This window comes from Orbus sasakiae (genome assembly GCF_039542345.1).
Classification (GTDB): domain Bacteria; phylum Pseudomonadota; class Gammaproteobacteria; order Enterobacterales; family Orbaceae; genus Orbus; species Orbus sasakiae.
Genome location: NZ_BAABHY010000001.1, coordinates 1 through 14,887, shown reverse-complemented (window position 1 = coordinate 14,887; position 14,887 = coordinate 1). Strand labels below are relative to the sequence as shown.

Below are 14,887 nucleotides of genomic sequence, written 5' to 3'. Positions count from 1 at the left end.
TTAAATCTCCTTTTTACAAAATAGCCCTTGTTATAACCATATTAACTATGATCATAACGTAAGGGCTAAATAACTAACAATTGGTATACTAATTATATGGTACGTTTAATTTCGATCGTTTCAAATACTTCGATCATATCACCCACGCGGACATCGTTATAGTTACGAACACCAATACCACATTCCATACCATTACGGACTTCATTAACATCATCTTTAAAGCGACGTAATGATTCAAGTTCGCCTTCATAAATAACAACGTTATCACGTAATACACGGATTTTGTTATGACGTTTAACAATACCTTCCGTCACCATACAACCAGCAATTGCACCAAATTTTGGTGATTTAAACACATCACGAACTTCAGCAAGCCCGATAATTTCTTGTTTATATTCTGGTGCAAGCATACCACTCATGGCTTGTTTAACTTCATCAATCAAGTCATAAATAACAGAGTAGTAACGTAAATCTAAGTTCTCAGATTCAATCACTTTACGCGCAGAAGCATCAGCACGGACGTTGAAGCCCAGTATGATAGCATTTGATGCAGCAGCAAGTGATGCATCTGTTTCTGTAATACCACCCACACCTGAACCAATAATTTTTACTTTCACTTCATCCGTTGAGAGTTTAAGTAACGCATCAGATATGGCTTCAACAGAACCTTGTACGTCAGCTTTAAGTACGATATTTAACTCAGAAACATCACCATCCGTCATGTTGGTGAACATATTTTCGAGTTTCGCTTTTTGTTGACGCGCAAGTTTAACATCACGGAATTTACCTTGACGATAAAGTGCAACTTCACGTGCTTTTTTCTCATCACGTACGACAGTTGCTTCATCACCAGCAGATGGTACCCCTGATAAACCTAGAATCTCAACGGGCATTGAAGGACCTGCTTCTGACACTTCTTTACCGAGTTCATTACGCATAGCACGAATACGACCATATTCAAAGCCACATAATACGATATCACCTTTATGTAAGGTACCTGATTGTACTAACACGGTAGCCACTGGACCACGACCTTTATCAAGGAATGATTCAATAACGACACCACTTGCCATACCAGTATCAATCGCACTTAATTCTAATACTTCTGCTTGTAATAAAATGGCTTCAAGCAGTTGATCAATCCCGGTACCCGCTTTGGCAGAGACATGAACAAATTGTGCATCACCACCCCAATCTTCTGACATCACGCCATATTGAGCAAGCTCACCTTTAACACGGTCAGGATCGGCTTCAGGTTTATCGATTTTATTAACTGCAACAACAATTGGCACATTTGCCGCTTTAGCATGCTGAATCGCTTCAATCGTTTGTGGCATCACGCCATCATCTGCGGCAACAACTAATACGACGATATCTGTTGCTTTCGCACCACGAGCACGCATTGAGGTAAACGCAGCATGGCCTGGTGTATCTAAAAATGTGATTTCACCATTTGCGGTTTTAACATGGTATGCACCAATATGCTGAGTAATACCACCAGCTTCGCCCGATGCCACTTTCGCTTTACGAATATAATCCAGCAATGACGTTTTACCATGGTCTACGTGACCCATAATCGTCACAACCGGAGCACGAGACACTTTTTCAGCGCCGGTATCACGATCACTCATCAGAGATTCTTCTAACTCGTTCTCACGACGTAAAACCACTTTATGTCCCATTTCTTCAGCCACTAATTGTGCTGTTTCTTGGTCAATAACTTGATTGATGGTTGCCATTGCGCCCATCTTCATCATGGTTTTAATCACTTCTGAACCTTTAACGGCCATTTTGTTTGCTAATTCAGCAACGGTGATTGTTTCACCAATAACCACATCACGGTTAACGGCTTGAACGGGTTTATTAAAACCTTGTTGAATGGTACTTTTACCTTTCTTTTTATGACCGCTACGGGTAATCGCTCGCGCTTCTTCACGCTCAGCTTTACTCTCAGATAATTTGCTGCCTTTTTTCTGTTTAGCGACTTTACTGCCACGACCACGAGCGCGACCACTTTCGACTTCACGATCGTTATCATCTTCAGCGGCTCTAGCATATACAGATGTGGTAAGGTGATAATCTTCATCTTCACTGCTACGTTCTTGCTCAGGACCTTTTTCATTGTACTGTTCAGCAAGTTTACGCGCTTCTTCTGCCATACGTTTTGCTTCTTCTTCAAGTTTACGACGGTGTTCTTCTTCCGCTTTACGCTTGATTTCATTCGCTTCAGCTTCTAAACGTGCTTTTTCTTCAGCGATTTTTTTCGCTTTCGGGTCTTGCGCCGCTTCTTTTTGCTCTTTTAGCTCTTTTTCAGCATTGGCTTTGACAATAGCAGCCTGTTTCGCTTTTTCTTCTTGTTGTTCTTTTTCGATACGTTTTTTCTCTTCTGCTTCTTGTTTTGCTTTTTCTTCAGCCTCTAAACGCGCTTTCTCTTCAGCTGCTTTTTGCTCAGCCTCTAAGCGCGCTTTTTCTTGTTCAGCAGCAATATCTGCTGGGTCGCGTTTTACAAAAGTGCGTTTTTTACGAACTTCAATTTTAACTTCTTTACTCTTACCACCAGAGCCTTGAACATTCAAAGTAGTATGAGTTTTACGCTGTAACGTCAATTTAGTTGGCCCTTTTTGCGGATTTAAAAACGCAAGTAAAGCCTCCTTCTCTTTTTGACTAACAGAATCTGATGCACTTTTTTTCATACCGGCATCAGCAAACTGCTGCAACAGGGTCGCCACTGGAGTATTGATCTCTTGCGCCAGTGTTTCTATTGATACTTTGGTCATGTGTTACTGTCCCTTCCTGTTACGTTTAATTATTCATTTGCAAACCAACAAATATTACGAGCTTTCATAATTAGCTCACCAGCTTGCTCACTTGTTAGGCCTTCAATGTCAGCCAGGTCATCGGTACCTTGTTCTGCAAGATCTTCAAGCGTCACAACGCCTTGAGAAGCTAATTGATATGCAAGTTCTTGCGTCATACCTTGTAGACTTAATAAATCCTGAGCTGGTTGATTATTACCACTGTTGGCTAATGCTAATGTGGTTAACGCATCTTTGGCTCGGGTTCGTAGGGCTTCAACGATATCTTCATCAAGCTCTTCGATTTCAAGTAATTCATCAACCGGAACATAAGCCAGTTCTTCTAAGTTAGTGAATCCCTCTTCAACGAGTAACGTTGCAAGATCTTCTTCAATATCAAGATGTTTCATTAAATTCTTGATGGCAGAGAATGATTCTGCATGATGTTTTTCTTGTAGCTGATCAGTTGTCATGACATTCAATGTCCAACCCGTCAACTGTGAAGCTAAACGAATATTTTGGCCATTACGACCAATTGCTTGCGGAAGGTTTTCTTCTTGAACCGCAATATCCATAGTGTGCTTATCTTCGTCTACAACAATCGATACAACATCTGCTGGTGCCATTGCATTAATGACGTATTGCGCAGGATTATCATCCCACAATACGATATCAATGCGTTCACCACCAAATTCATTTGACACAGCTTGTACGCGTGCACCACGCATACCAACACATGCCCCGACCGGATCGATTCGACGGTCATTACTTTTTACTGCAATTTTAGCGCGAGAACCAGGATCACGAGCAACCCCTTTGATGTCGATCATCTCTTCACCAATTTCAGGCACTTCAATACGGAATAACTCTTCCATCATTTGTGGATTAGAACGACTCACGTAAAGTTGAGCTGGTTTATTGTCGTTTTCAACAATATATAAAATGCCACGTACACGATCGCCAATACGGAAATTTTCACGCGGAAGCATATCTTCACGTGACATCATCGCATCGGCATTACTTCCTAAGTCTAAAATAACGCTATCACGATTTGTTTTTTTAACAATCCCCGTGACAATTTCGCCAATACGGTTACGAAACATATCGATAATCATTGCACGTTCAGCTTCACGGACTTTTTGTACAATCACTTGTTTTGCAGTTTGCGTGGTAATTCGGTCAAATGCAATCGATTCGATTTGCTCTTCGACATAGTCACCTAAGTTTTTATCAGGTTCTTCATATTGTGCTGCATCTAATGTGATTTCGCGCAGTGGCTGAGTTACGTCATTAACCACTAACCAACGGCGGAATGTATCATAGTCACCGGTTTTGTGGTCAATTTTTACGATAACATCAATATCTTGTCCATTTTTCTTTTTCGTTGCTGTTGCTAATGCTGATTCAAGCGCTTCAAAAATCTTGTCTCTCGTTAGGGATTTTTCGTTAGATACCGCTTCAACAACCGCTAAAATTTCTTTATTCATCCTATGTTACCTACTTATCTATTTTTAAATTCGGTCTTAAAATTTCGCTTAAAATTTTGGAACAATATTAGCTTTTTGAATATTACTTAAAGCAAATACTTCATCTTTACCATCAATTATGAGCGTGATCATTTCATTATCATCCGCGGCTTTAATTGCCCCTTTCCAATTACGTCGATTTGCCACAGCAATACGTAATGAAATAGTGATTTCTTCCCCTAAAAAGCGGCGATAATGTTCTAAAGTAAATAAAGGTCGGTCCATTCCTGGTGACGAAACTTCTAGGTTGTATGCTGTCGTAATCGGATCTTCAACATCCAGCACAGCACTGACTTGGCGACTGACATCAGCACAATCATCAACAGTAATACCATTTTCACTATCAATATAAATTCGTAGTACCGGATTGCGACTGCGAACATATTCAACGCCAACGAGTTCATACCCAAGTGCCATAATTGGGCCTTGAATGATATCCACTAATCGCTGTTCTAAACTAGCCAATTAAACCTCCACAGCATAATTAACAAAATAAAAAAGGGCATAAAGCCCACTTATTCTTAATCCATTAAAATCGTTAGCAACAAATTTCAGGTGTTAAAAAACCCCGACAAGCGAGGCTACATTTTAAAATCCTGTAATGAAGCCACTTCATTGAATTGCTTTTAAAATATGGTGATATTAAACAAGAATTCAAGTGGTTGCGGGGGCTGGATTTGAACCAACGACCTTCGGGTTATGAGCCCGACGAGCTACCAAGCTGCTCCACCCCGCGATAGATGAGCAAGAAGTATACCCCTTTTAGGTAAAAAAGCAAATATTAATTTTACCTAAAAGGGATTGCACTGAATAAAAGCGCACTAATTACAATAGTGTGAACTCAATGTGATTAGCTATTGTGAATCGAGAACATCGCAATTTTCAGCCACTTGTTTGAGCGCTTGTTTGAGTGCATCAATATCTTTTTCTAACTGATTGATATAATTTGATGCATTCGTTTTATATTGTTCAAACACATTTAACAGATCATTTTTTTCACGTTTTTCCTGCTCTAAAATAGCATTCAATCTCGTTATCTGATCTTTTGATTTCGCTAAATCACTTACATATAAGTTGTTAGCTTTTTCGACAGATTGTACTTTTTGTTCTAGTTGCCGGTTTTGCTGTTGACTGTCATTAAGTGACTTTTCAAGCTTATCAACGTTGTTTTGCACTTGCGCTAATTTCTGTGTAGCCTCAGTTTCATTTTGTTGTAACTGCAATGTTAACGCTGATTTTTGTTGTTCAAGCTGCTGATGTTGCTGCTGACTCTCGTTAAGTGAGTTTTCAAGCTTATCAACGTTGTTTTGCACTTGCGTTAATTTTTGTGCAGTCTCCGTTTCATTTTGTTGTAACTGCAATGTTAACGCTGATTTTTGTTGTTCAAGCTGCTGATGTTGCTGCTGACTCTCTTTAAGTGACTTTTCAAGCATATCAACGTTGTTTTGCGCTTGCGTTAATTTTTGTGCAGTCTTCGTTTCATTTTGTTGTAACTGAAATGCTAACGCAGATTTTTGTTGCTCAAGCTGCTGATGTTTCTGCTGACTCTCTTTAAGTGACTTTTCAAGCATATCAACGTTGTTTTGCGCTTGCGTTAATTTTTGTGCAGTCTCCGTTTCATTTTGTTGTAACTGCAATGCTAACGCAGATTTTTGTTGCTCAAGCTGCTCAATTTTTCGTTGATACTCATCAAGCTCATTTTGATGTTGTACCCCTTTATTTTGTGCTTCGGCAAGTTGTGCATTGAGTGTTTGCACTATTGTCTCTTTTTGAGTTGATAATGCATCAAAATTTTCTAATTGTGCTTGCAGCTTAGTTGATAATTTTGCAATCTCTGCCTCTGACAAAGTAAGTTCCTGCTGCAATTGAGCATTAATGCCTTCTGAGTCTGCTAATTTTGTTTTCAACTCAAGTAACGATTGCTGTAATGTCGCAAGTTGTTGTGTACTAGTGCTTTGCTGTTCAGATAATAAATGATTAACGCTATTACGATCACTTTCAGCCTTAGCCAAGTCAGTATTTAATACATTGATCTTCGATTCTAATTCATTAATCTTCTGTGTTGATGCATTGCTATTCTGATTGTTTTGCTCGATAAGTGCCGCTTTTTCAAGCTCAAGTGCATCATAACGAGCCTTAAGTTCATCTAACGCTTTTTGAACCTTCGAAGTATTATCAGTCAGCACTTGATTATCTTGTGAATATTGCGAAATTAAGGCTTGTTTCTCTTTCTCTGAATCTGCCAATGCTTGTTCAAGTTGAGATTTTTCAGCAGCTAATTGATTCAATTTCGTATCAAAATCGTGCTTATCTTGTATCAATTGTTCTTGAAGTGCTTGTTTATCAATATCGGCCGTTTCTAATGAGACTTTGAGGACCACAATTTCTGAGTGTAATTCATTGAGTTTAGATGCGTAATCAATCTTTTCTTTGATTACATCAGAGAATATTTTCTCACTTTCATGATTTAATTGCTGAAGCGTTAAATTCAACTGGTCGATGGTATTGGTCGATTGTTGATAATTTTCTTTTGCTAAACTTAATGCTTCAGACAATGATATTTTGTCTTGATTTAGTATTGCAATCTGCTGATTTAAATCTGCAATTTGTGCTGTCTGTGAATCAATTTTTTCAGCTAAGGCTTGTTGAGTTTGCGCTAACTGTTCTGCCAATTGCTGCTTTTGCTCAGTGATGGTTTGTAATTCAAGCGTAAATTGTTGAGATTTCTCTTGCCACTGTGCAAGTTGATTGACAGATTGATTTTGCGTATCCGCTTGTAACTGTTGCTTTTCGTGCTCAAGTTGCGATAGACGCTGTTTTAAATCGGCTTCTTGATTTTGTAAATCAACGATGCGTTGTTGCAACTGACTTTCCGTTAGCTGTAATTTATCATTTAATACATTTTTATCTTGTTCTGCTTGGGCAATTTGAGCCTGTAACGCGCTCTGTTTTTGTGAAATTTCATCACGTTGTTGTTCTAATATTGCTTGTTTTTCATTCACTTGTGCCGCTAAATTTGCTTTTTCTTGCTCTAGCGCTTTGAGTTGCTCAGTCAGATCAAATATTTGTTTTTGTAAATCACTTAGTGATTTTTCGTCAGTTGATGTACGAGACTGAAATTGCTCATACAATTCACTTTTACTGCGCTCCATTGCTAATAAGGCATCTTCAAGTTCACGTTTATTTAACGTTAAACTTTCTACACGCTCAGTTAATGTTTTATTTAAATTTGTAAAATCTTGCTCCAATTTTTGTTTATCATCTTCAGCTGATTTTAATGATGCAGTTAAGGTATCAAGATTCATTTGTAGCTGAACAATCTTATTATTCTGAGATTGATCATTTTGCTGTAATTGCTCACGGTATTGTAAGTTTTCAGCTTGTAATTGTTCGATTTGTGCTTTTAAGTTATCACTATCGGCAGTCAATTTGATAATCTTATCCGACAGTTGCTGATTTTCGCCGTTACTTTGTAATGAATAGCTATCTCTTTCTTGCTCGGCGGTTGCTAAGTCAGATTTTAATTGCTGTATTTGCTGCTGTAAGACATTGAGTTTACCCGCAGCAATGATCTTCTCATTAATTAACTGGGCAAAAAGATCTTTTTCTTGCTGCTCATAGCGCTTAATTTGACTCTGTAGTGCTTCAATATCCGCTTGTAACGTTGCTGAATGTTGTTTTTCTTGTTCCAGTGCTTTAGTCAGCGATGCCTGCGCAAGATCTTTTTGATTTAAAGCTTGAATTAATTCACTTTTTTCAGTTTCAATGTTAGCAAGATTATCTGAAATTAATTTTTCTTTATTAACCAATTCAAGTTCTAAATTTTTAATATTGGATTCCGAGTCAGCCACTAATTTTTTGAGGCTATCCACTTCTTGATTAGCTTTATCGATATTTTCAGATAACTGTTGTGAGAGTACTGCTTTATCGTTTTCAACCTGATTAAGATCCAATTTTAATGACGCAATTTTAGTTTGCAACTGATTGAGTTTTTCGGCAGAGGTAATTTTTTCTGTAATTAATTTTGAAAAAACATCTTGCTCAGTTTGTGTTGAAGCGCGTACGTCATCTTTTAATTTTTGACTATCTGCAATGAGCTGATCATAGCGAGACTTTTCTTGATTGAGTTGCGCAGTCAATGCTGTTTTTTCTTGTTCACTTTGTGCAATGACTTGTGTTAATGACGCAATTTCAGCTTGAAGTTTACTTAGCTGTTCTTGAGAAATTGTTGACGAATCAGTCTGCTTAACAACATCTTTTTGCAATAATTGGGCTTTATCAAGCTGTTTTTTTAAATCTTTGGCTTGATTTTTAGAATTTGCTAATTGTTTTTTAAGGCTTTGTAATTGTTGATTCAGCGCCTTTATTTGTGTTTCTTTTTGTTTTAATTCTTGTTCTGATGGGGTTTCAGTTGGCTGTTCTGTTGATAATTTGTCTAAATCAAGATTATCGATTGCCGACAGAAAATTTTCGCCAAATGCCAACGATTTAAAAGAGAAAGCAACCGTCAGCATCATAGCTAATTGCAATTTTTTCACAATTAATTACTCTTTGTTTTATCCACTATTCTATTAAGATCTTTTTTAACTTCAGCTAGGTAGAATTGTGAAATTGAGTTACATAAATCATTCACTTGATAAACATACATTGAAGTGATGATTTCTTTATTTTTTTCATCAATTTGCGAAAGCTGTGAAGAGTAAGCTTTTACACCTGACAAAATCTGGATTAAGGCTGTATTAACTTGGCCATACTTGGTCTTATCTTTTTTCGCTAGATAGTCACTTTCAGCAACACATTGTCTCAGCTTTTTATCATAATCATATTGTTCTACAGGAATAAGATCTTTATTTGTCGTTACTGTTGATTTGGTAGTGACGGGTTTTACGGCACAACCAACAAGTAAAGATACTACGAGAAATACAGGGGTAAAAATAAAAAGACTACGGCGCATTTTTTTATCCATTCTTTTAGTAAAATATGTTAGATAATAGTAAAAAAAGTAAATTATTGCCAGTTAATATTTAGGTTTAGCATATATTTTTTAACGACAAGTTGAAATTATTAGCGATTATAATCATCAATTCATTAATAAACACTTACATAACTTAAATATTGATTACGAATCACTTAAAATTAACGTGTTTCCTACTCTGTTTATCCGATATTTTACTTTAAAAAAGCTCTGCCAAATTATGACATTATGGCAGAGCTTTTTATGACTATTTTACGTACTTAGTTGGTCAATTAGTAATATCCGACCATATTGATGAAGAAGCCACGATATTTATAATCTTGTTTCGTTAAATCATCACTAAAGTCAGTGAAGTTATAACCAACACCAAAGCGTAAATTACGTGTAATATCGCGATCAATACCAACCATCATACCTTGTTTGACACCACCATCTTTTACTTTCAGCAAGCGATATTCACCTAATAGATGCCATTGATCGATTAAGTCATAACGAGCCTGAAACGCAGCAAATGAAGCTGAAGAATCAAACCATTGGTCAAGATAACTATAGCGTTTTTCACTTTTACGATACGCTAATTTGCTTGCAAATTCCCACTGCGCATTTAATTTATAAATGCCTTCTAATGAGAAGATATGCGAACGTTGGTCATAGCCATCTGATATTTGTCCATCACTTGAGTTATCATAATAGAAATTATAACGACCTAATAATGTCCACTGATTACTATCCCACGGACGCCATGCAAAACCAACGCCACTTTCAATGAATTTTGCAGCATCTTTATTGTTATCGTAGTCTTGTGTTAACGAGAAGTTAAATTTTCCTGATACACGTAAGCTTTCATCAACTTTCACATCTACTTTATTGGTTGTTAACCATTGATGACGGTTTTCACCACCTTTATCATCACGGTATTCAAGTTTAGTCGAGAAATCCATGTCTTTCGTCGTACGATTAACACTACCACTGATGGCGATACGGTGGATATCTTGACTATATGCACCACCAGAGTAGCCTTTTAATTTACCATCTTGGAAAGATAAACTACTACTCCAACCACCGTCAAATAAGTAATCCATACCAACAGAGTTAACCACACCTTTTTCTTTTTCAGTGTCTTTTAACTGTTGCGTTTCATTAAAGATATTTAATCTGTCAGTAATTCTCCAACGTTGGCCAATTGTCCAACCAGTGCTACCACCAAATACTGAATTATAATCAGAATTACTTTGTGCAAACGTATAGTTAGTATAAATAGTATGATCAGGACTTAAGCGATGTTCTAATGAAGCAAGCGTACTGTATCCACGGTGACCAACTGTCCCTTCAAAACCAATTGAAGATAAATCACCATAGTAATATTTGAAACCAGCTGTGACTGCATCATTATTCACGTATTGACCATGATCATCATCTAACGTCAACTGTGCAGAGGTATAAAGCTCTAATGCCGAGGTATATTTTATCGCATACTTAAGTGCAGCAAGCGTCCCTCTAGCTTTTTCGGTTGAAGTTTTGGTCTGAACATTTTTGATCTCACCCGTTAACGTCACATCATCGCTCATTCGCCATTCAGTCGAAACTTGTGATTGAATATAACTATTGTTACCTTTTTCTGCTTTAGTATGTTTCACATACATTTGAATATAATCAGCAACTTCAGCTGAGACTTCAACACCATATTCACGGCGTGCTTCACCAGAGTCAGTATTACTATTTGAGTAACCGTCACCCACGTCATGCCACCAAGCTCCAGCAGTTACTCCGCGCTCAGTAACACCCAGTTCTTTAAGGTTAATTCGGCCTTCGACAGATTTTGCAACACCACTAATCGATGGATTATTGCTGCCTTTTGATTTAAAGCTTAAACCACCATTATCAGAGTAGAATACTGGTGTACCTGTTGATTCAGTTTTAGTGTATTCGGTTTTTAAATAAGTACCATTACCTGCTTTTAAAGTAACGTCCACACCTTTGAGTTCATAATCACTACCGGCTTGATTTTCATCAACATAAGTACCACCTACAGCAATATGATCATTAACCCAATGTTGGGCTCGCACACCACCTGTAATAGATTCAGGTTCGAATCCAATCGGTACATATTCATAGTCAACAAGTAAGTATTGATCATAACCATTCAATGGCGTTTCAGTAATAATACTTGATAAGCTTTGCTTCACTATTTGCGTCAACGGTCGGTTTAGAATTATTCGACCTTGTGTTGCATTGATATCATAATCAACACCACGTGTTAACGACACAGTACCAACCACTCTACCTGTTAAATTATCACGCACTTCGACTTGAACTTTATCAGATCCACTTAAAATACGCGTATGTTTTAAGTAGTACAAACTACCACCAGTACCTAAAAACTCTGAACGCCCAGGATTACTCTGTGCTTGCGAACCGAATGCTCTAACATGAGTCTGTGTATCGCCATACTTCGTACTGTCTTGTGAATTCCAATCTAATGCTGCACCATATAATGAACGTGTATAGCGAGCATATTCTGTTCCTGAAATCCCTGTATTATAGTTACCCCACAATGCTTGGTTTTTATCCCAATCAACACGTGCATAGAATCGACCCATTGTATCAACATCACGATATACAGATGAATCATCGCCATAGGTTTGATAATATAAATCAGGATCTAAATTACGGAACACATCTTCAGGATAAGCACGACCAAAACCACTAAACAAATGTTGGATTTCTTGTTCTTTGGTATCAGCATGAGCTGTAATCGTATAACGACCATCTATTTTACTTTTTAAATAGAAGGCTAAACGTCCATCAGAAAGAATGCTTTGATCACGATAATCACCATCACTATTTGTCAAAGCAGAACTTTTACCGGCACCTGTTGCTTTATTCTGATAAGCTGTGATATCAGCAATACCGACCATAAAGAATGAGTTACCAGATACATTCACATTTAGTTTTTGATCAATTTGACCTGCACTTTTGGTGTTAACAGTAATATCAAATTGATGTTCACCAACAGGCAATAAGAAGTCTGCTGAGAACTTGCGATCTTGATCAACAGGATAAGACTCACCATCAATAAATACACTTCCATCAGGTAAGTTTGATCCCTGAATAGTCACTCTTGAACCTGCAAATGGAATATTTTGACGATAAATATTATTTGAAGACACCACTGCACCAATCAAGCTTTCAGACAGTGCTTCTTCTTTAGTCATTGCCTGACCTTTGATTTTTGAATAAGTATCTTGTATCGCTACATTACCACGTTCATCTTCTTCTGGTGTAACAAGTCTTAATTCTTGAGCATAGGTTTCATCGAAACGTCCATCTTTATCATATGCTTTCAAAACGTAGATAAGAGAATCATCATTTCGGTAACGATACTTGTTAGGTAATTCACCGTTCCATGTTACAGAAGTTATTGCTTTAACATTCACTGGAATAACGGTTAAAGGTTCGATTAAGTCAGTATCTGTTCCTCGGTAAATCGAAATTTCATAACGGTCTACAAATGCTGAATAATTAGAACGGACATAAAACTCGATAGGTTTAGTGACTTTACCATCTCTAAATGGAACATATGATGGTGCTGAAACTGATAACTCAGCAGTACCCAAATTAGCGTTTTCTGTTGCCCAGATTGCACCATTACTTGGTAAACTAATTAAATTACCAAAGTTACCAAGTCCAGGGGAGGATTCCCCCCCTTCTTTTGGTTTAATAGAGAATAATAATTCATCATCAATTCGACATTCAGTTTGATTACTACATTCATTGCCACTCATATCCGCATAAGCAAATCCAGATGAACCTGCAGCAAAAATTGTTAATAATGTGTAATCTAAAAGCTTCATACGAGTTTTCATTATTTAGCCCCCTTTGCTGAATTCATACTGCTTACAATCACAGCATGTTTTTCACCTAGGTACGCACTTAGTAATGCTCTTAAAGCATCTTCTCGCTGAGTTGATAGCGGCTGTTTTACTTCAGTCACAATAATCACTTCCTTAATATTATTTGACTTGATTCCTTCCGCCATTTGCTTAATGACATTAGTATAAGTTGCTTTGATTTCTGATTTTCCATTTTCAAACAACTTGTCACTAACCTCCATAATAAATGCTTGTGGCAATTGAACTCCAAAGTCAAATCGTACTGGTAATCCTGGTGTGATTCTTCTTACCAATGGATTATTCGATACAAATTTTGTTCCTTCTGGTAAAGAGGATGGATCGACTTTCAATATATAATTGCGCCCTCTATCCCATTTACCGCCTGAAATACCCTCAAGGTGGTAACGACCATACTGATCTGTCGTAATAATTAATCCTTCTGCACTCACAATTTTGACACCCGGAATACCTGGCTCATCTGTATCTTGGATTCCATTACCATTTCGATCATGATAAACAGTACCAACAATTAAGCTTTCACTAAATAGAGGATCACTATCACTTACAAGAATGGTAGCGGAAGCCCTATTCGAGATTGAAGTTTTTGTTAAACTTGAAGTCGTATCAGCTACACTAAATGCTCTAACGGTTGATGCTTTTGCAGTAGTAGAACTAAAGGCTTCAACATACGTTTTATGTGTACCAGGTTTGACACCTGCACCGACACGTAAAATCACTTTAAGTGTTAGTTTTTCACCTGAATTTAAACTTAAGTTTTCTAAACTTAATGGTGAATTCCCCACAATACTTAGCGAGTTTCCTCTTGGGTTTTCAGTTAATGCAGCACTATTTGCAACATAACTAAAGCCTGCTGGTAAACTTTCTAAAATACTGAATCCACTTGCTGTTGTTTTACCTTTATTTTCAGCCGTTATTGTAAATAATACGACATCACCAATTTTTACTTCTTTCTCTTTAGTTGATACAGTTAATAAAAGTTCTGCATTGGTTTCGTAGTTAATAGTTGCTATTGCTGTGCTACTTGTACTACCTGCTTTAAATTGCCATGCATCAGTACCAACAGCATCAGACTTAACAATAAATTTATATACACCTTGAGTTGGCTCAAAAACATCAGCTGGTGTGAATGAACCAATCGGCGAACCATCTGCAATAAACAAACTAAGCTCATTAGTTGTTAAGCCTGTTATACGTTTACTATTATCGCTCGCATAGAATAATTCAACAGTAACTTCCGATTCCTCAACATTATCCGCAGCAATGGTTGTAGGCGTTGCTAAGATTGTTGATTTTGTCGTATCAAACTCAGTGCCTGGAGTATAAGTCACTGTTTGAGATGCATTACTTTGCGTACTAGCCGTTTGGAACTGCCATACATCACTACCTACAGTCGGTGATTTAACAATAAACTTATAAACACCTTCACTTGGTTCAAATGTTGCAGCAGGTGAATAATTACCAACCTGAGTCCCGTTTACATACAATGTTAACTGAGTACTAGTTAATCCACTCAAGCGTTTTGTATTATCACTTGAGTAGAACAGTTCTACTGTTATCTCTGATTCAGCAATATTATCTGCCACAATACTCGCTGGGCTGGCAGTAATCGTCGATTTAGTTTGGTCAAATTCCGTCCCAGCAGTATAGGTCACCGTGGCACTTTTGGTGCTGGTGGTG

General features: G+C 37.4%; 7 protein-coding genes and 1 tRNA gene. All 8 read right to left on the bottom strand.

Annotated elements, in window-relative coordinates:
• Positions 1–92: 92 nt before the first annotated feature.
• Positions 93–2,777, bottom strand: a complete 2,685-nt coding sequence (infB, locus tag ABEA36_RS00040) for a translation initiation factor IF-2 (RefSeq protein ID WP_345487426.1) — start codon at positions 2,775–2,777, stop codon at positions 93–95.
• 29 nt (positions 2,778–2,806) lie between these two features.
• Entirely contained in the window at positions 2,807–4,282 is a 1,476-nt protein-coding gene (gene nusA / locus ABEA36_RS00035; protein WP_345487424.1) for a transcription termination factor NusA, read from the bottom strand.
• Between the two features lie 48 nt (positions 4,283–4,330).
• Positions 4,331–4,786 (bottom strand): ribosome maturation factor RimP, encoded by a 456-nt coding sequence (gene rimP / locus ABEA36_RS00030; RefSeq protein ID WP_345487422.1) that lies wholly within the window; start codon positions 4,784–4,786, stop codon positions 4,331–4,333.
• Positions 4,787–4,980: 194 nt separating this feature from the next.
• Positions 4,981–5,057, bottom strand: a tRNA-Met gene (locus ABEA36_RS00025).
• A gap of 118 nt (positions 5,058–5,175) precedes the next feature.
• On the bottom strand, positions 5,176–8,859 hold the full coding sequence (locus ABEA36_RS00020; protein WP_345487420.1) for a coiled-coil domain-containing protein: 3,684 nt from the start codon (positions 8,857–8,859) through the stop codon (positions 5,176–5,178).
• 2 nt (positions 8,860–8,861) lie between these two features.
• Positions 8,862–9,275 (bottom strand): hypothetical protein, encoded by a 414-nt coding sequence (locus ABEA36_RS00015; protein WP_345487418.1) that lies wholly within the window; start codon positions 9,273–9,275, stop codon positions 8,862–8,864.
• A 293-nt stretch (positions 9,276–9,568) separates the two neighbouring features.
• Positions 9,569–13,162, bottom strand: a complete 3,594-nt coding sequence (locus tag ABEA36_RS00010) for a TonB-dependent receptor (RefSeq protein ID WP_345487416.1) — start codon at positions 13,160–13,162, stop codon at positions 9,569–9,571.
• The coding region (locus ABEA36_RS00005; protein WP_345487414.1) for an invasin domain 3-containing protein at positions 13,162–14,887 on the bottom strand (1,726 nt) is incomplete at its 5' end. The genes ABEA36_RS00005 and ABEA36_RS00010, both read right to left, overlap by 1 nt.

Excerpts from the sequence above, each read along its gene's own strand:
- infB (WP_345487426.1), bottom strand. The coding sequence starts at position 2,777 with ATGACCAAAGTATCAATAGAAACACTGGCGCAAGAGATCAATACTCCA.
- nusA (WP_345487424.1), bottom strand. The coding sequence starts at position 4,282 with ATGAATAAAGAAATTTTAGCGGTTGTTGAAGCGGTATCTAACGAAAAA.
- ABEA36_RS00015 (WP_345487418.1), bottom strand. The coding sequence starts at position 9,275 with ATGCGCCGTAGTCTTTTTATTTTTACCCCTGTATTTCTCGTAGTATCT.
- ABEA36_RS00010 (WP_345487416.1), bottom strand. The coding sequence starts at position 13,162 with ATGAAAACTCGTATGAAGCTTTTAGATTACACATTATTAACAATTTTT.